Genomic DNA, 17,491 nt, shown 5'->3' with positions numbered 1-17,491 from the left:
GTCATTCCTTTCCGAGTGGTGTCGCGATCAGAAGGCCGATCGCCACCAGTTTCAAAGCGCAGGGCACTCCTGCGTAGAGCAAAGTCAAAGTCGTCAGAGCGGCATCACTGTTCTCGGCACCCGAGACGAACCCGCTGGCTTCAAGGATGGGCAGTAACGCGATGGCCGCAAAAGCCAGGGTGAATTTCGACACGAACCCCCAAAGCGCAAAGCCTTCGGACGCGTTCGGGGCGACAGTTTCCATGCGCCGCGCAAAGACCGCCGGGAGGAGCGTAAGGTCTGCCCCAACCGCAGCACCAGACGCCAGACAGATGATGGCAAACCAAATCGTATCCCCGCTGCCCAGCATCATGGCAAAGCTGAACGCGACAATTGCCAGAACCATCGCTGCCAGCAACGCGGACTTCGCACCAACCCGTTCGGCCAAAGCCCCCCAAAGCGGAGCGGCAGCAGCCGCTGCCAAGAAGAACAACAGCAACAACGGTCCTTCCCAACCCGGCGCGTCCAGGCGGCTTTCCACAAAGAACAGGAACAAGGTCGAACTCACCGCAACCGGCGCCGCATTGACCAACGCGATCAGCAACAGCCGACGCGAGATTTGGTCCTTCAGGACAATCCCAAAACCAGCCGATGGCTCTGTCGTCGCCCCGCGCCATTCGTTGTGCATCGCGATCCCGGCCACAAGACAGGCCAGCGCGAAGACGGCGGCATATGCCACGAATTCGGGCCACGCGATGGCAAGAAAGAGCGACGGCAGAACGGACGCCACGCAGACCCCAAGCAACGCCCCGGTCTCGCGCCACCGCGCGACCTGCAGATAACCAACGTCGCCGCCAAGCGATTTCGCCTTCTGCACGCCACGGGCATAAAAATTGATGGTCAGGAAACTGAACGCAGAAAAAACCAAGGTCAGCATCACCGCGAACCACAGGATCGGGTTTGTCGGCGGCGTTACCGCAAAAAGCCCCAGCATTGCCGCGCCCATGATCGCAAGCGTCACAGCGACGGCAACCCCCTGAATATGCCGTACCGCTACGGCAAGTTTGCCCAGCAGCGGATCTTGCACAACGTCCAACAAACGCAGCCCGAACAGCACAGAGCCCAAAGCCGCAAGGCTCACGCCATATCCATCAACATAAAACTTGGGCGCATGGATATAGATCGGCAAACCCGCCGCCGCGAGGACCGCCGCGAAAACCGCGTAGCCACCAAGGTTTTGCCGACCAACTACCATTACTGGCTGACTTCTTCCAACGGTGGTTCGGTGCGAGTGCGATAACGCGATCCTTTCCGCCACAGCTTCAGCGCCTGCCAATGGATCAGCGCCAAAACCCGGCGTGACCCAAATGGACGCCGCAGCAACGACCGCAGGATCGACCCGTTGCTGATCGTCTTGCGTGGGCCTGTCAGGGTTGCAATCAAGCCACCCGCGGCCTGCGTATAATCAATCCAAATGCCGATTTTGTCGGGCCGGATGTCAAACCGGAACTCGTATCCGCCCTCAACCGGCTGGAAGGGCGAGACGTAGAAGATCTTTGTCGCTTGCAGCCGATCCGACGCGCCGATGGGCGAATTGTCGGACTTTCGGCATAGGTAAGAATGACGGTCGCCAAACGTGTTGGAAACCTCGGCGATCACCGCAACCAGATTTTCCTCTTCGTCATGCGCCAGCCAGAACGACACCGGGTTGAAAACATGGCCCAGAAACCGTGGCTGCGCCAGCAACAGCAACCGGCCGCGCGCCCTGATTTGATGGGCATCCAGCACCTCACGTGCCCAGACGGCTCCGCGCCCTTCACCCGGCGCTCCGCCGTGGTCGCAGTCCTGCAAGCTCGCCACGTTGCCCTTGTTGCGGGAAAAGAGCCACGGTGTCTTCGGCTTTGCCTCGGCATCCACCATCACATAGTCGATGGAATAGCGAAACGCGTTGTCCGTGCTCCCTTTCCGACCGTGATAGGTGTGCCCGACGATATGATCGACACCCGTCATTCCGCAGCCACCGCCACCGCGTTGCGCGCCCGGATCGCATCAACAATATCCACCGCGCTGCCAAGACCGTCTTCGTGAAAACCGTTCTTCATCCAAGCGCCACAGAACCATGTCCGGTTCGTTCCGTTCATGTCGCGCACAGTGTCTTGTGCAGCCAGCGCCTCAAGATCGTATACGGGATGACGCAGGGTGCATTCGTCATAAATCAACTCTTCCCGGATCGGACGCGTGGTGTTCAATGTCACGAAATGCGGGTCGCTTTCCGGGATCGGCTGAAGGCTGTTCATCCAATAGGTAAGGTCGATCGTGTTCAGCTCTTTGGCTGCGCTTTCGGTATAGTTCCAAGACGACCAGCAAACACGCCGCGTCGGCATGATGCTCGCATCCGCGTGCAGAACAATCCGGTTGGGCTGATATTTGATTGCGCCTAAAGCGCGCTTTTCCAGTGGCGTCGCATCGGACAAAAGCCGCAGGGTGTCGTCGGAATGAGTGGCGAAAACCACCTCATCAAACTGTTCCCATTCTGCGCCCTGCGCCTTGACCTCGGCCCCAGTGGCATCACGGCGAACCGCGTCAATCGGAGCTCCAAGGCGCAGAGTGACATTCCGCTCTTTCATCGACGCCTCAAGTCGCCGCACATATTCGACCGCCCCACCTTGAACCGTATACCATTGGTGCTGGCCCGACACGGACAATAGCGCGTGGTTCTCCATGAATTGCACCAAAGCATGTGCTGGGAAATCCATGATCTTGTCCGTCGGCGTCGACCAGATCGCACCGGTCAGCGGCAGCAGATAATAATCGCGGAACCACTCGCCTGTGCCGATCTGCTCAAGGAAAGCACCAAGGCTGAGGTTCCGGTCACGGGTGGCATCCAGCGCACGCTTGTTGAACTTTGCGATGTCCGCCAGCATCCGCAGGAACTTGGGGTTCACCATGTTCTTTTTCTGCGCAAAGACCGACCCCAAAGTCGCCAGCGCGTATTCGATGCGCCCTCCGTCAAGGCTTGCACCAAAGCTCATGTTACTTTTGGTGACCGGCACATCCAGTGATTTAAACAGCCGCGCAAGATGCGGGTAGTTGGCATAGTTGAAGACGATGAACCCGGTATCGACGGGTTGATCTCCATTCTTGCCCGCAACGATGGTTCGCGCATGCCCCCCCAATCGAGGCTCGGCCTCGTAAAGAGTGACGTGATGATCCTCGGACAGCATATGAGCTGCGCCCATCCCCGAAATCCCTGCGCCAATCACGGCAATCTTCTTGGGAGCGTTGGCGCGGGCTTCAAATGGCATAGTCGTCTCACTTTCTGATGTGTCTAGTTTTGTTTACGCTCCAAGCCACAGAACGGATGAAAAGAAAAAGAAAATAATCTGTGATCCAAACCTGTACTTGTGCCGTATCTTCTACATGTTCACGACAACCGTGCTTTCCTCGGACTGCCATGCCTCTCCCGTTGCCAAGGGAATGGAAATGCGCGATTCGAGCAGGGTAGGCGCGAACGGAACGGGTAGTTTGATTGCAGGAATGACAAACGAGGTCGTCCCTTGGGTGGATGACATGGTGGCGGTCCGCGATGCGCGGGACGAGGCAGCATTTATTCGGGTGTTCGGCCATTTCGGACCGCGGGTAAAGGCCTTCCTGATGCGTACTGGCATGGATGCGGCTCTTGCCGAAGAATGCGCGCAGGAAGTGCTCGTGACGGTTTGGAACAAGGCGCATCTCTACGATGCCACCCGGGCCAGTCCATCAACGTGGATTTTCACCATCGCCCGGAACAAGAAAATAGACGTGCTGCGTAAACAGCGGCGCCCCGAACCCGAAGACTTGCCTTGGGGACCGGAAGCAGAACCCGATCAGGCAGAGGTCATCGGGTTACAACAGGAGAGCGAGCAACTGGGTCGTGCCTTGCGCGACCTGCCCGAGAAACAAAGAGAGTTGATCGAAAAGGCCTATTTTGGCGAGCTGTCTCACAGCGAAATCGCCGATCAGACAGGCTTGCCACTGGGCACGATCAAATCTCGTATTAGGTTGGCGCTTGAGCGACTGCGCCACTCGATGAAGTGATACTGAAATGACCGTAAACCACCACCTTACAGACGATCTCTTGATGGCTTATTCGGCAGGCGACCTGCCCGAAGCCGTCAATCTGATCGTCGCGACCCACATTTCGCTTTGCGATGAATGCAGGGCGGCACTGGGCAGCTATGACGCTGTGGGCGGCGCCGTTCTCGACACCTGCGCCAGCGTTGAAATGGCGAAGAACAGCTTGAAATCTGTCTTGGACATGATCCACGCCCAAGACAGTCAGGTTCAGGACAAGCCCGCGTCAGCCATGGTGCAAGACGACGTTCTGCCCGCACCTCTGGTGGATTACGTCGGTGGCGGGCTGGAAAATGTACGCTGGCGTTCAGCGGGCATGGGCGTGAAGCAGGCGATCCTGCCAACGTCCAAGCACGCAACCGCCCGTCTGCTCTATATCCCGGCAGGTACCGCAATCCCCGATCACGGCCACCACGGGCTAGAACTGACTCTCGTTCTCAAGGGCGCGTTTCAGGATGAAGGCGGGTATTTCGGGCGTGGCGATATCGAAGTGGCCAGCGAAGATCTGAATCATACGCCTGTCGCTGACATTTCCGAAGATTGTATCTGCCTCGCGGTCACTGATGCACCGCTTAAATTCAAAGGTCTGGTACCGCGCATCGCGCAGCCGTTTCTCGGCATATAAGCCGACCGACAGACCAACAAAAAAGGGGGCCAATCGGCCCCCTTTTTTTTTGTGCTTAGGCTTTTTTCTTCTTCGGCGGCATCAGATCGGTGATTGTGCCTTCGAACATCTCGGCTGCAAAGTTCACCGTCTCAGACAATGTCGGGTGTGGGTGGATCGTGTGGCCCAGATCAACCGCATCCGCGCCCATCTCGATGGCCAGCGCCACTTCCGAAATCAGATCGCCCGCATTGGTGCCCACGATGCAAGCGCCAATCACGCGGTCATCTTCGGGATCGAACAAAAGCTTGGTGATGCCCTCGTTCCGTCCATTCGCCAGGGACCGGCCAGAGGCCACCCACGGGAACACGCCCTTTTCGTACTTGATGCCCTGCGCCTTGGCCTGCGTTTCGGTCACGCCGCACCACGCCACTTCGGGATCGGTATAGGCAACCGACGGGATCAGCGACGCATCGAAGAACCGCTTGTGCCCGGCGCAAACCTCGGCTGCGACCTTGCCTTCATGCACGGCCTTGTGCGCCAGCATCGGCTGGCCGACCACATCACCAATGGCGAAGATATGCGGCACACCAGTGCGCTGCTGCTTGTCCACGGCGATAAAGCCACGGTCATCCACAACCACACCGGCCTTTTCGGCATCGATCACCTTGCCATTCGGCTTGCGACCCACGGCCACTAGCACCTTGTCGAACGTATCGTCAAAGGTCTCGCCCTTGTCGTTCTCGAACGTGACCTTGAGACCCTTCTTCTGCGCCTCGACATTCGTCACCTTGGTCTTGAGCCAGATGTTTTCGTACCGGCCCTCGATCCGCTTGTGCAGTGGCTTGACGATGTCCTTGTCAGCCCCCGGCATCAGCTGGTCCATGAACTCCACGACCGAAATCTTCGATCCCAACGCGTCATAGACACATGCCATTTCCAGACCGATGATGCCACCGCCCAGAATGAGCATCCGCTTCGGTATGTCCCTCAGCTCCAAAGCTCCGGTCGAGTCGATCACCCGCTCGTCGTCATGCGGGATGAACGGCAGGTTCACAGGCTCAGAGCCAGCGGCGATGATGCACTGGTCAAAGCTGACATTGGTCTTACCGCTGTCACCGATCACTTCGATCATGTTCGGCCCGGTAAAGGTGCCATAGCCTTGGACGACCTGAACTTTCCGACCCTTGGCAAGACCACTCAGACCGCCAGTCAACTGACCAACAACGCTGTTCTTGAAGTCGCGCAATTCATCTAGGTCGATCTTTGGCTTGCCAAAACTGATCCCGTGCGAGGACATTTCCTCGGCCTCAGTGATCACCTTGGCAACATGCAGCAGCGCCTTGGACGGAATACAGCCCACGTTCAGACACACACCACCCAGCGACGGATACTTTTCGATCAGGACAACTTTCTTGCCTAGATCAGCGGCCCGGAATGCTGCCGTGTAGCCACCGGGGCCAGAGCCCAGAACCACCACTTCGGCATGCACATCGCCCTTGCCGGACGCTGTGCCGGTGGCCGCGACAGATTTCGGCGCTTCAGGCGCTTCCTCTGCCACCTTTGGCGCCTCGTCCGCTTTGGCGTCCGCGCTTTCTAGAACCATGATCACGGTGCCTTCGGAGACCTTGTCACCTTCGGCCACCTTGATCTCGGCGATCTTGCCAGCCGCCGGCGATGGTACTTCCATTGTCGCCTTGTCAGATTCCAATTCGATCAGCGGATCTTCGGCGGAAACCATATCGCCCACGCTGACCAGAACGGTCACAACGGGTACGTCTTTGAAATCCCCGATATCGGGTACTTTAACATCCATCAGATCGTCCCCCTTACCACATCAACTTGCGCATATCACCAAGCAGGGTCTTGAGCGTCACGCAGAAGCGCGCGGCCAAGGCCCCATCGACGGCACGGTGATCGTAAGACAGCGACAGCGGCTGCATCAGGCGCGGCACGAATTCCTCACCATTCCAGACCGGCGCCATCTTGGACCGTGTCAGGCCAAGGATCGCCACTTCGGGTGCATTCACGATGGGGGTAAAGCTGGTGCCCCCGATGCCGCCCAGCGACGAGATGGTAAAGGTTGCGCCCTGCATATCCTTGGACTTCAGGTTGCCTTCGCGCGCCGCTTTGGACAGGTCCATCAGTTCCTTGGAGATGTCGACCAGACCTTTGCGGTCCGCGTCCTTGATCACCGGAACCATCAGACCGTTAGGTGTGTCTGCCGCAAAGCCAATGTTGTAGAAGTCCTTTTTGATCAGCTTGTCGCCATCGGGATGGATTGAGCTGTTGAACTCCCAATGCTCTTTGAGCGCCGACACAGACGCCTTGATTACAAAGGACAGCAGGGTCACGCGATAGCCATTGTCCTTGGCCATTGTGTCCATTTCTTTGCGGTACTTGTCGAGGTCCGTGATGTCCGCCTCGTCATTATGCGTGACATGCGGAATGTTGAGCCAGGACCGGTGTAGCGCCGGACCAGAGATCTTCTTGATCCGGGGCATTTCGATCTCTTCGATCGGCCCGAACTTGGAAAAATCGACCGCAGGAATCGGCGGGATGCCCATACCACCAGACACGGCACCACCCGAAGCAGCAGGGGCCGCCGTCGCCTTCAGCGCCTTCATCACGTCTTCACGCAGGATCCGGCCTTTTCGGCCAGTGCCGTTCACAGTCGCCAAATCAACTTCGACAGTTCGTGCAAAAGCCCGAACAGACGGCGACGCATGGACCTTACCAAAGCCTGCATCCGTCTTTGCGGGTGCAGGTGCAGGTGCGGCTGCCGGAGCAGCAGCGGCAGGTGCTTCGGCTTTCGGGGCCTCGGCCTTGGGCGCGTCCTTCGGCGCATCAGCAGCGCCATTAGCCTCAAGGATCAGGATCAGCGATCCTTCCGACACCTTGTCGCCTTCGGACACCTTGATCTCTTTCACCACACCGGCGGCAGAGCTTGGCACTTCCATCGTGGCCTTGTCGGACTCGAGTTCGACAATCGGGTCTTCCACAGCAATCGTATCGCCCACGCTCACCAGAACGGTGACGACAGGCACATCGTTGAAATCGCCGATGTCGGGTACTTTAACTTCTACGGTCATAGTCTTGTTCTCCTCCCGCTCAAACCAGACGCGGGTTCGGCTTACCGCCGTCGATGTCGTATTTCTTCAAAGCCAGTTGCAGGTCTTTCTCGGTCACCGCACCGTCGCGGAAGAGATCGACCATCGCAGCGGCGGCGATGTGGTTGGCGTCCACTTCAAAGAACCGGCGCAGGTTCACTCGGCTGTCCGAACGGCCATAGCCGTCGGTGCCCAGAACCGTGAACCGACCCGGCACAAAGGCGCGGATTTGTTCAGCGTAGTTCTTCATGTAGTCCGTCGCGGCAATCACCGGGCCTTTCGCACCTTCAAGCTGCTGGGTGACATAGGGCACCTTAGGTTCGGCCAGCGGGTTCAGACGGTTGTGACGTGCACAATCCTGACCATCCCGCGCCAGTTCGTTCAGCGACGTGGCCGACCAGATGTCCGATGTGACACCGAAGTCTTCCTTCAGCATCTCAGCCGCCTTGATTGCCTGAACAAGGATCGTCCCAGAGCCCAAAAGGTTCACATGCTTTTTGCCCGGCTTAGCGGTCTTGTGCATTCTGTAGAGACCTCTGATGATCCCTTCCTCGGCCCCCATCGGCATCTCGGGATGCTGATAGTTCTCGTTCATCAGGGTCAGATAGAAATACACATCCTCCTGATCGACGAACATCCGCTGCAACCCGTTCTGCACGATGACCGCGACTTCATAGCTGAAGGTCGGATCGTAGCTGATGCAGTTCGGAATGGTGCTCGCCAGAATGTGCGAGTGCCCATCCTCGTGCTGCAAACCTTCGCCGTTCAGCGTGGTCCGCCCAGCAGTCCCGCCTAGCATGAAGCCCCGCGCACGGCTGTCGCCTGCGGCCCAGCACAGATCGCCGATCCGCTGGAACCCGAACATCGAGTAGTAGATGAAGAACGGGATCATCGGCACGCCGTGGTTCGAATACGACGTCGCCGCCGCAATCCAGTCCGCCATCGCGCCTGCTTCGTTGATGCCTTCCTGAAGAACCTGGCCATCCAGGCTCTCTTTGTAGAACATCATCTGGTCTTTATCCTGCGGGGTGTAGTTCTGCCCCAGCGGGTTGTAGATGCCCGCCGAACGGAACAAACCTTCCATTCCGAAAGTGCGGCTTTCATCCGGCACGATCGGAACGATATTCTTGCCGATTTTCTTGTCCCGCAACAGCGTCGTCAGGATACGCACAAACGCCATCGTCGTGGAAATCTCACGGTCTCCAGTGGACTCAAGCTGGCCCTTGAACTGCTCCAGCGCCGGAATCTCCAGCTTTGGTGCATCGCGCCAATCCCGCTTGGGGAACGACCCGCCCAATTCCTTGCGCCGATCCGCCAGATAGGCCTTTTGCGCGTTGTTCAGGCTGACAAACGGCAGTTCCTTTTCCAGCTCTTCATCCGTGACCGGAATCTGGAACCGATCCCGCATCGCCTTAAGCTGGTCAAACTGCATCTTCTTCTGCTGGTGCGTGGTGTTCTGGCCTTCGCCAGCAGTGCCCATGCCATAGCCCTTGACGGTCTTGACCAGCAGACAGGTTGGCGTGCCCTTGGCTTTGCTGGCCCGCAGGAAGGCGTTATACACCTTCTTGGGGTCATGCCCGCCACGACGCAGCGCCCAAATCTGATCGTCGGTCCAGTCTTCGACCAGAGCCGCAGTTTCAGGATATTTGCCGAAGAAGTGTTCGCGGATATACGCGCCGTCTTTGGATTTGAACGTCTGGTAGTCACCGTCGACGGTTTCATCCATCAACTGGCGCAGCTTGCCCGACGCGTCGCGCTCCAACAACTCGTCCCAGCCACGGCCCCAAAGCAGCTTGATCACGTCCCAACCGGCACCGCGGAAGTCACCCTCGAGTTCCTGTACGATCTTGCCATTGCCGCGCACCGGGCCATCCAGACGCTGCAGGTTGCAATTCACAACGAAGATCAGGTTATCAAGGCCTTCGCGATGCGCCAGATCAATGGCCCCCCGGCTTTCCGGTTCGTCCATCTCGCCATCGCCAAGGAAACACCACACCTTGCGGTCGCCCATGTCGATAAGCCCGCGGTTGTGCATGTATTTCATGAACCGCGCCTGATAGATCGCCATCAGCGGCCCCAGACCCATCGAAACGGTCGGGAACTGCCAGTAATCCGGCATCAGCCATGGGTGCGGATAAGAACTCAAACCACCGCCATCAACCTCGGACCGGAATGCCTCAAGCTGTTCAGCGCTGATGCGACCCTCCATGAAGGAGCGCGCATAAATGCCGGGGATCACGTGACCTTGGAAAAACACAAGATCGCCGCCGTGGATCGCCGATTTCGACCGCCAGAAGTGGTTCAGCCCGATATCATAAAGCGCCGCAGAAGATGCGAACGACGCAATATGCCCGCCATATTCGCTGCTTTCCTTGTTCCGCTTCACCACCGTGGCCATCGCGTTCCATCGGTTGATGGTTCGGATGCGCCACTCCATTTCGGTGTCGCCGGGAATGTCGACTTCGTCGTCCGATGCAATTGTGTTCTGGTACGGCGTGGTCGCCGAGAATGGCAGTTTGGCACCGGCGGCACGCGCCTGTTGAACTGCCTTGTCGAGCAGGAAATGCGCACGATCAGCGCCATCCCGAAGGATCACGTCTTCAATCGCGTCTTGCCATTCCTGGGATTCGACCGGGTCAATATCTTGCGGGCTGTCTTTCATAATCCCTCTTCCCTTAGTCTGGCCGTTGGCCATTAGTTTATCGTTGAACAAATTGCTTGCGCACAACTTCACTCAACCATGCAACGCGCTCCTAGCATGCCCGGTTCCCTTGGGGCAGTAAGTCCACGTCATATCTTCCATGCAACAGGCGCATGGCAAAGTAGTTCAGAGTTAAACAAATATTTCACGCGTAGTGCTTGCAACGCGACATCTTGCCAATGCCGGGATTGAACGAATTGGTCGGGTCGATGGACTTGTAGAAATCGGCCAGGTCCGGTTTGGCCTTGTAGATATGGCCCACATTGTGCTCGGCCGGGTATTCCGCCCCGCGCTGATCCAGCAGTTCAAGCATCTCAGCCTTGAGCGCAGCCACATCCACCCCCTTCTTCACGATGTAATCCTGATGCAGTACGTGACAGAAGAAGTGCCCGTAGTAGAGCCGATGCACCAGCTTGTCCGAGATATGCTCGGGCAACTGTTCCAACCAGTTCCGCTCATTCCGCTTCAACGCGATATCCAGCGCAAGAATATCCTCGACCTCGTCCCGATGGACATTCTGATAGCGGATCGCAGCGCCGGCAGCGGCGAAACGGTTCAACCCGGCCAACTTCCCTTCGCGCGGCGTACACTCAAAGAAACCCCCGTCCCGCTCGGCAAAAAATGCCTTTAGGAAAACCTGCGCTTCCTCGACACCTCCATCCCGCATCTTGAGGATCAGGTGATGCTCATACTGGTCCCGGAAGTCAGTCAGCCGCTTTGGCAACAGCTTAGGCACCATGCGGGACACCAATTGCATGAACCGGTCGGTAAACCCGCGCGTCAGCGCCAGCTTGTTCAGCCGCGCATCAACCGCGCCCTTCATCGCAAAGAACATCGGCAGTTTGTCGGTGCCGAGCTTGTCGATCATCAACACTGTGTCTTTGCCGTAGGCCTCTGAAATATCAAAGCACTCCCGGTGCATGTATTCGCCCGAAACAGGCAGACTGTCGAAGTCTGACAGTACATGCCGTCGAAGATCGGTCAACGCCCCGGGATCATTGGTCCCGATGTAAAATGTCTGCTCAACCACATTGACCGGATACGTGTCCAGCCGCACAGCAAACACCGCCAGCTTCCCAGCACATCCAGCCGCCTCATAAAGCCGCCGCTTGTCCGCGTTGAACCTCGCCGGGCTGTCGGCATCCACATCGCGCACCCGACGATGATATTCCGTATCCGACGCCCGCTTGTTGGTCGCCTCCAGATCAGCTTCGCCAAACGTGCCTGTCTGCACGCGGGTCAGAATCTCTTCCGGCGTATCGCCCAGCGCAATCCCCAAATGGTTCACCAACTCCAGATCACCTGCTTCCGTGATCCGTGCAAACAGCGACAACTCGGTATAGCTCGGCCCCCGCTCGATCAACGACCCGCCAGAATTGTTGCATACGCCACCAACGATGGACGCGCCGATACAGGACGACCCGATCACTGAATGCGGCTGCCGCCCCATGGGCTTCAGCAGCTTTTCCAAGGCGAACAGCGTCGCCCCCGGCAGGCTCACCACCTGCTCACCGCCGCGTAAGGTGTGGATCGCATCCATCCGCCGCGTGTTGATCAGTACCACATCGCGGTCATACGACCCTTTCGGCGTCGACCCTTCCGTCAGCCCGGTATTGGCCGCCTGCATGATGACGATCTTATCCGCCGCCACACAGGCTTTCAAAACCTGCCACTGTTCCAGAACTGTTGCGGGTTGCACCACCGCCAGCGCGTCACCCTCACCCGAGCGGAACCCTTTGCGGAACCGCTCAGTTTGCTTGGCGCCGGTAAGGACATGACGTGTCCCAACCACCGCGCGCAAATGTTTCAGAAGGTCGTCGTCCGTCATCGGTCTTCTCCCCCTTGTCCAGCTCAGTATGCCACCGAAGGCAGCCACGTTGCGAGCCATGGCATGAAGAATACCAACGCCAACCCGGTCAGCTGCAACAGGACAAATGGCACCACCCCCTTGTAGATATGTCCCAACTTGATCTCTGGCGGGCACACACCCTTAAGATAAAACAGGGCGAATCCAACCGGCGGCGTAAGGAAAGAGGTCTGCAAGGTCACCGCCACAAGGATCACGAACCAGACCAGCGCGGCCTCGTCGACGACGCCATAACCCGGAATATCCAGACCCAGCGCATTGATGATCGGACGCATCAGCGGCAGCACGATCAATGTGATCTCGATCCAATCCAGCACAAAACCCAGCAGGAAAACGATGGCAAGGATCACGATCACAGTGCCATTCGGGCCGAACCCGGTGCCAAGGATCATGTCTTCGATCAACTGATCCCCACCCAGTTCGCGCAGCACGTACGAGAATACAGTCGCGCCAAGGAAAATGGCGAAGATATAGGCAGTCGTATTGAACGTGGACTTGAGCACATTGATCAGCTTTTGCAGCGTCAGTTTGCGATACCCCAGCGCCAACACCGTAGCACCGATGGCCCCGATGCCAGACGCCTCAGTGGGCGTGGTGATCCCGGCAAAGATCGACCCCAAAACCGCAAGGATGAGTCCCAATGTCGGAAGAACCGCCACCAACACATCCTTAACCACAGCCCAATCCGGACGCACAGCCCCCTCAGGTGCCGGCGCAACCGACGGCTTCAGGTATGAGATGACAAAGATATAAGTCAGGTACAGAAACCCGATCAACACACCCGGCAGCATTGCCGCCATGAACAGGTCGCCCACGGAAAGCGCCATCTGATCGGCCATAATGACAAGCATGATCGACGGCGGGATCAGAATGCCCAATGTCCCCGACGCCGCGACAACACCTGTTCCAAGCAGCGGCGAATATTTCTGTTCCACCATCGACGGCAGGGCTAGCACACACAGCAACACCACGGAGGCACCAATAATCCCGGTAGAGGCTGCAAGGATGATCCCGATCATCGTCACTGTGATCGCCAGACCACCGCGTGTCCGCCCGAACAGACGCTGCATCGACGTCATGAGTTTTTCTGCCACACCGGATTCATCCAGCATAAGCCCCATGAAAATGAACATCGGAAGCGCAACCAGAACCGCGTTCGACATCGTCGCGTATACCCGGTTCACCACCGCGCCGAGGCTCAGGTAATCCAGACCGATCAGCGTTTCTTCAAGCCCGGTCCAGTTCATCATCCCGTTGTCGAACAGATACGCGATCCCGCAATAAAGCACGCCTGTCCCCGCCAGAACCCAAGCCACCGGAAACCCGGTGAACAAAAGCGCGATGAAGGTCAGGAACATCGCAATGACCAGCTTTTCCTCGGTCGTGTGCACAAGAAAGGTCAACGCGAACGCCACCACGGCAAAGCTCACCAACGCCCAAAGGATAAGGCGCAAATCCTTGCCCTGCCGCTCGTCGGAACCGGCCACAAACAAAGCGTGCACATCGTGGATCAGCCGCGCCAGCGCCGCAAAGGACAGCAGGACAAACGAGATCGGAATGATCGCCTTGAACGCCCAGCGCCCGGGCAAACCGGTCGGCGAAGAAGACCGCTCACTCACACGCCAGCTTTCATAGAAATAATCCCAGCCCTGATCGATCATCAGATAGAGGAACGGCGCCACCAGCGTCAGGATGCCCAGCACTTCGATGATCCGCTGCGCACGACGGCTCAGTTGCAGGTGTAGGATATCCACCCGGACATGGCTGTCGGTGACCAGCGCATATGAAATGTCGACCATCGTCACCAGTCCGTAGAAATGCCACTGGATCTCGTCCAGTTTAGGGAAGTTCTGGTTCAGCAGATAGCGAAACAGCACCTGCGCGACGATGGCTCCGATCAGCAGGACATTCGCCCACATGACCACATGACCCACGCCCTTGACCATCTTGTCGATCCCGACGGCAAGCGCCTGCGTGTCCTTGTCCTCGTGTTCGAGGATGTTTTCGTATGTTTCAATCGGGTTTTCTATGGCTCTTACAGTCTCTGACATGATGGTGCCTCCTGTCCCTCACCGGGCAGAAAAGACCCGGCGTCCAAACCAGTGAAAAGTGCAAAACGAATAAAGCGCGGCGACCCTTCACCGGGGCCGCCGCCGGTGCGCAGAATTATTTGCGCGGCAGGAAAGCGTTCTCTTTCCAAAGCGAATAGCCATCGCGGAAGTCATTCAGGTCCGCCAGGACCTTGGCGAAGAACTCGTTGTTTGCCGCTTCCTCTTCGGCAACCGCGTCCCATGTCGCCTCAAAGGTCGCGAGCATCTCATCCGACCACTGCTTGATCTCGACGCCGTTGTTCTCGACGTTGTCGATCATGGCATTGAACTGAAGCGCCTCACCTTCGGCAAAACTGTCGGCCATCGACGCCTTGCACGCGTTGGTGATGATCGCCTGATGCTGTTCTGTGGCCTCGTTCCAGACGTCCTTGTTGATCATCAGCTCGAACACGGTCGCCTGCTGGTGCCAGCCGGGGAAGTAGTTGTACTTGACCAACTTGTGGAACCCAAGACGCGCATCGATCGCAGGCATCGAGAACTCGGTCGCGTCGATCGCGCCTTTTTCCAGCGCCGGGAAAATCTCACCACCGGGCAAGAGCGATGTCGTCACGCCCAGCTTCTGCATGACTTTGCCACCCAGACCGAAGAACCGCATTTTTAGCCCTTCGAGGTCGGCAGGCGTGTTGATCTCTTTCGCAAACCAACCCGACGTCTCTGGCGCAATGATCGCGCAAGGCAGGACATGCACATTGTATCCGGCCTGATCGTACATCTCTTGGTACAGGCTCATGCCATTGCCGTAATAGAGCCACGCCATGTACTCGCCCGCCTCGGGCCCGAACGGGACGGCGGAAAACAGCGGCGACGCAGGAATCTTGCCCGCCCAATAACCGGCGGTCGTATAGCCCGAATTGATCTTCCCAGTGCTGACCGCGTCCAGAATTTCAAACGGATCAACAAGCTAGCCCGGCTCATAGACCTTCATCTTGAGAGTGCCGCCCGACATCAGGTCAAGCTGATCCGCCACACGCGGGATCGGCGTGCCAAGACCCGGCAACGCGGTCGAGAACGCAATCGGCGTTTTAAGCAAAAGCTTGTCAGCGGCATGGGCGGCCGGGGCTGTCAGAACAGCCGCTGCCACGGCCAGGCTGGTGAGTACGTTTTTCATATTTCCTCCTCAGGGTCTTCCGGCCTGCGCCGGGAAAAATCACCGGGCCGCTCACCCGGGATGTAGTGGTTCATATTATTTACCACCTCTTGAAATCAACGATTTTGTGACCACTGCCCACAGTACCCATGCGAAATGCGGCTCCTCACCGTTTCTCTTCAAAAAATATTTCTGAAAGTAATTTTTGGGCAAACTTCTGATTTTAATATTCTTTATGTGCAACCCAGACCCGCGCCCAACGCATAGCTGCGACATTTTCGTTGATCACTTTAAAGGATCACTTATTTTACCACTATACGATCTGACACGCAGGACACCCTATGCCGAACTCAGTCGCAAATCTCTTCGGACCCGTCGGTCACGAATCGGTGGCGGACACCATCGTTCACCACATCGAAGAGCTAATCGTGTCCGGCGTGCTCAAGGACGGCACCCGCCTACCGTCCGAACGCACATTGGCGGACGAGATGAAAGTCTCCCGCCCCAAGGTGCGCGAGGCGCTCAAACGGCTCGAAGAAAACGGGCTAATCATCGTCCGCCACGGCGAAGGCAATTTCGTCGCCCCCCTTGTCGGGTCGGCGATGTCGCCTGCGCTGGTCGATCTCTACGCACGCCACGTTACCGCGTTCGAGGATTACCTCGAATTTCGCCGCGAACAGGAAAGCTTTGCCGCAATGCTGGCCGCCGAACGCGCCACCGAAGAGGATTGGGAGCTTCTCAAGGGCATCATCCAGGAGCTTGAAGAGGCCCATACCAAAGGCGATGCCGAAACCTCACGCGATGCCGACGTCCGGTTTCATGCCGCCATCGTCGACGCCAGTCACAATTCGCTCATGGTCCACACCATGGCAGCAATCTATCAGCTCATGGCGCGCAACGTGTTCTACAATCGGGATTTTCTGCGCGCCATCGACGGCACAGGGGAAATGCTGCTGGACCAGCACAAGCGCATCGCTGATGCAATCATTCGTGGCAAACCAGAAGAAGCGGCCGATGCAGCCGCCGATCACATTGATTTCGTTGCGCGCAGTTTCCGGGTCGGACGGGCGCAGGACCGGCGCGAAACGGTCTCGCGCCGCCGCAAGGCCCTACTGAACATGCGCGCCTAAGCCGCGCGGGCCACGTTAAAAGCCAAAGGGATCCGCGATACACCACCGTGCGACAGCGTCACCAACCCGTCCGGTTCAATCGCAGCCCACGTCAGCGTTTTGGAGTCCAATGGCTCTGACGCCAGAATCCAGCCACCCTCGCGTGTTTCCGCCGCATAAAGGCTGGGCGCCCGCGCATCACTGGAATGACGGAACGCATAGATCGCCTCACCATCTGACATCACGCAGGTCAGCCGCACCGCCTCGTCGCAACCCTGCCCATAGCAACTGTGCTCCTGCAACAGCGCCACAACGGACTGCACGGCATCTGCGGGATTGTCCTCAAGCCCATGCGCCAAAAGCAACAGAAAGATCAATTCAGAGTCCGTCGTCCCCCTACGCGCCAGATACAGATCATCCGGCAACAATGCTTCCAGTGCGCGACGAATACGGTCGATATCCGGCACTTGCCCATTGTGCATGAACGACCAGCGCCGATGCGCAAAGGGATGGCAGTTCAACCGCGTGGTTTCACCTGTGGTGGACGCCCTGACATGCGCCAGAAACAGCGGCGACCGGATCATCTTGCACAGGCTCAAAAGGTTGCCATCAGACCATGCAGGCAGAACATCACGATACAAACCCGGCCCTTCGCCTTCGGCGTACCACGCAAACCCAAATCCATCACCCTGCACAGCCAACTTGGCCTCATTTGCGTGCTGACTCTGCTCCAACAAAGAATGCGCCGGATCGACAACAACATGCGCAATCGGAACGGCCGGTCCCAGATAGGCGGCAAGGCGACACATT

Annotated in this window: 12 protein-coding genes and 1 pseudogene; 3 read left to right on the top strand and 10 right to left on the bottom strand. The window is 57.8% G+C overall.

What is annotated here, in order from left to right:
• Position 1: 1 nt before the first annotated feature.
• Genes ACK3EW_RS20540 through ACK3EW_RS20530 form a run of 3 tightly spaced genes read right to left on the bottom strand, consistent with a single transcriptional unit; the run spans position 2 to position 3,284 of the window.
• The gene (locus ACK3EW_RS20540; protein WP_493807627.1) at positions 2–1,234 is read right to left on the bottom strand and encodes an MFS transporter; all 1,233 of its coding nucleotides are present in this window, start codon (positions 1,232–1,234) and stop codon (positions 2–4) included.
• The gene (locus ACK3EW_RS20535; RefSeq protein ID WP_493807626.1) at positions 1,234–1,989 is read right to left on the bottom strand and encodes a DUF1365 domain-containing protein; all 756 of its coding nucleotides are present in this window, start codon (positions 1,987–1,989) and stop codon (positions 1,234–1,236) included. Before ACK3EW_RS20535 ends, ACK3EW_RS20540 begins: the two co-directional genes overlap by 1 nt.
• The gene (locus ACK3EW_RS20530; RefSeq protein WP_493807625.1) at positions 1,986–3,284 is read right to left on the bottom strand and encodes an NAD(P)/FAD-dependent oxidoreductase; all 1,299 of its coding nucleotides are present in this window, start codon (positions 3,282–3,284) and stop codon (positions 1,986–1,988) included. The genes ACK3EW_RS20535 and ACK3EW_RS20530 overlap by 4 nt, the downstream gene beginning before the upstream one ends.
• Positions 3,285–3,516: 232 nt before the next feature.
• On the opposite strand from ACK3EW_RS20530, the gene ACK3EW_RS20525 reads away from it, so the two are divergent.
• On the top strand, positions 3,517–4,056 hold the full coding sequence (locus ACK3EW_RS20525; protein ID WP_085630509.1) for a sigma-70 family RNA polymerase sigma factor: 540 nt from the start codon (positions 3,517–3,519) through the stop codon (positions 4,054–4,056).
• Positions 4,057–4,063: 7 nt separating this feature from the next.
• Entirely contained in the window at positions 4,064–4,717 is a 654-nt protein-coding gene (locus tag ACK3EW_RS20520) for a ChrR family anti-sigma-E factor (protein WP_493807624.1), read from the top strand.
• Between the two features lie 55 nt (positions 4,718–4,772).
• Here the strand turns inward: ACK3EW_RS20520 and lpdA are convergent, their stop codons facing one another.
• The 6 genes and pseudogenes from lpdA to ACK3EW_RS20490 form a co-directional block, all read right to left on the bottom strand.
• Positions 4,773–6,512: a dihydrolipoyl dehydrogenase gene (lpdA, locus tag ACK3EW_RS20515; protein ID WP_493807623.1), complete on the bottom strand. Its 1,740-nt coding sequence runs from the start codon at positions 6,510–6,512 to the stop codon at positions 4,773–4,775.
• A 13-nt stretch (positions 6,513–6,525) separates the two neighbouring features.
• Positions 6,526–7,788, bottom strand: a complete 1,263-nt coding sequence (gene aceF, locus ACK3EW_RS20510; RefSeq protein WP_493807622.1) for a dihydrolipoyllysine-residue acetyltransferase — start codon at positions 7,786–7,788, stop codon at positions 6,526–6,528.
• 19 nt (positions 7,789–7,807) lie between these two features.
• Positions 7,808–10,468: a pyruvate dehydrogenase (acetyl-transferring), homodimeric type gene (gene aceE / locus ACK3EW_RS20505; RefSeq protein ID WP_493807621.1), complete on the bottom strand. Its 2,661-nt coding sequence runs from the start codon at positions 10,466–10,468 to the stop codon at positions 7,808–7,810.
• A 184-nt stretch (positions 10,469–10,652) separates the two neighbouring features.
• Positions 10,653–12,335, bottom strand: coding sequence for a D-lactate dehydrogenase (gene dld, locus ACK3EW_RS20500; protein ID WP_493807620.1), 1,683 nt, complete (start codon positions 12,333–12,335; stop codon positions 10,653–10,655).
• A 23-nt stretch (positions 12,336–12,358) separates the two neighbouring features.
• Positions 12,359–14,425, bottom strand: a complete 2,067-nt coding sequence (locus ACK3EW_RS20495; protein ID WP_493807619.1) for a TRAP transporter large permease subunit — start codon at positions 14,423–14,425, stop codon at positions 12,359–12,361.
• A 115-nt stretch (positions 14,426–14,540) separates the two neighbouring features.
• Positions 14,541–15,593, bottom strand: a pseudogene (locus ACK3EW_RS20490) (TRAP transporter substrate-binding protein).
• Positions 15,594–15,913: 320 nt separating this feature from the next.
• On the opposite strand from ACK3EW_RS20490, the gene ACK3EW_RS20485 reads away from it, so the two are divergent.
• Complete coding sequence (locus ACK3EW_RS20485) at positions 15,914–16,702, top strand: FadR/GntR family transcriptional regulator (RefSeq protein ID WP_439118656.1); 789 nt, start codon at positions 15,914–15,916, stop codon at positions 16,700–16,702.
• Here the strand turns inward: ACK3EW_RS20485 and ACK3EW_RS20480 are convergent.
• Entirely contained in the window at positions 16,699–17,490 is a 792-nt protein-coding gene (locus tag ACK3EW_RS20480) for a class II glutamine amidotransferase (protein ID WP_493807618.1), read from the bottom strand. The two genes, ACK3EW_RS20485 and ACK3EW_RS20480, sit on opposite strands and share 4 nt — an antisense overlap.
• Position 17,491: the final 1 nt, after the last annotated feature.

This window comes from Marivita sp. NO-S04, assembly GCF_059070475.1.
This window is presented reverse-complemented; position numbering and strand designations above follow the sequence as displayed.

Bases quoted from the DNA above. Each gene is read 5' to 3' on its own strand.
- aceE (WP_493807621.1), bottom strand. From the start codon at position 10,468: ATGAAAGACAGCCCGCAAGATATTGACCCGGTCGAATCCCAGGAATGG.
- ACK3EW_RS20540 (WP_493807627.1), bottom strand. From the start codon at position 1,234: ATGGTAGTTGGTCGGCAAAACCTTGGTGGCTACGCGGTTTTCGCGGCG.
- ACK3EW_RS20520 (WP_493807624.1), top strand. From the start codon at position 4,064: ATGACCGTAAACCACCACCTTACAGACGATCTCTTGATGGCTTATTCG.
- ACK3EW_RS20530 (WP_493807625.1), bottom strand. From the start codon at position 3,284: ATGCCATTTGAAGCCCGCGCCAACGCTCCCAAGAAGATTGCCGTGATT.
- dld (WP_493807620.1), bottom strand. From the start codon at position 12,335: ATGACGGACGACGACCTTCTGAAACATTTGCGCGCGGTGGTTGGGACA.
- ACK3EW_RS20495 (WP_493807619.1), bottom strand. From the start codon at position 14,425: ATGTCAGAGACTGTAAGAGCCATAGAAAACCCGATTGAAACATACGAA.
- aceF (WP_493807622.1), bottom strand. From the start codon at position 7,788: ATGACCGTAGAAGTTAAAGTACCCGACATCGGCGATTTCAACGATGTG.
- lpdA (WP_493807623.1), bottom strand. From the start codon at position 6,512: ATGGATGTTAAAGTACCCGATATCGGGGATTTCAAAGACGTACCCGTT.
- ACK3EW_RS20480 (WP_493807618.1), bottom strand. From the start codon at position 17,490: ATGTGTCGCCTTGCCGCCTATCTGGGACCGGCCGTTCCGATTGCGCAT.
- ACK3EW_RS20525 (WP_085630509.1), top strand. From the start codon at position 3,517: ATGACAAACGAGGTCGTCCCTTGGGTGGATGACATGGTGGCGGTCCGC.
- ACK3EW_RS20485 (WP_439118656.1), top strand. From the start codon at position 15,914: ATGCCGAACTCAGTCGCAAATCTCTTCGGACCCGTCGGTCACGAATCG.
- ACK3EW_RS20535 (WP_493807626.1), bottom strand. From the start codon at position 1,989: ATGACGGGTGTCGATCATATCGTCGGGCACACCTATCACGGTCGGAAA.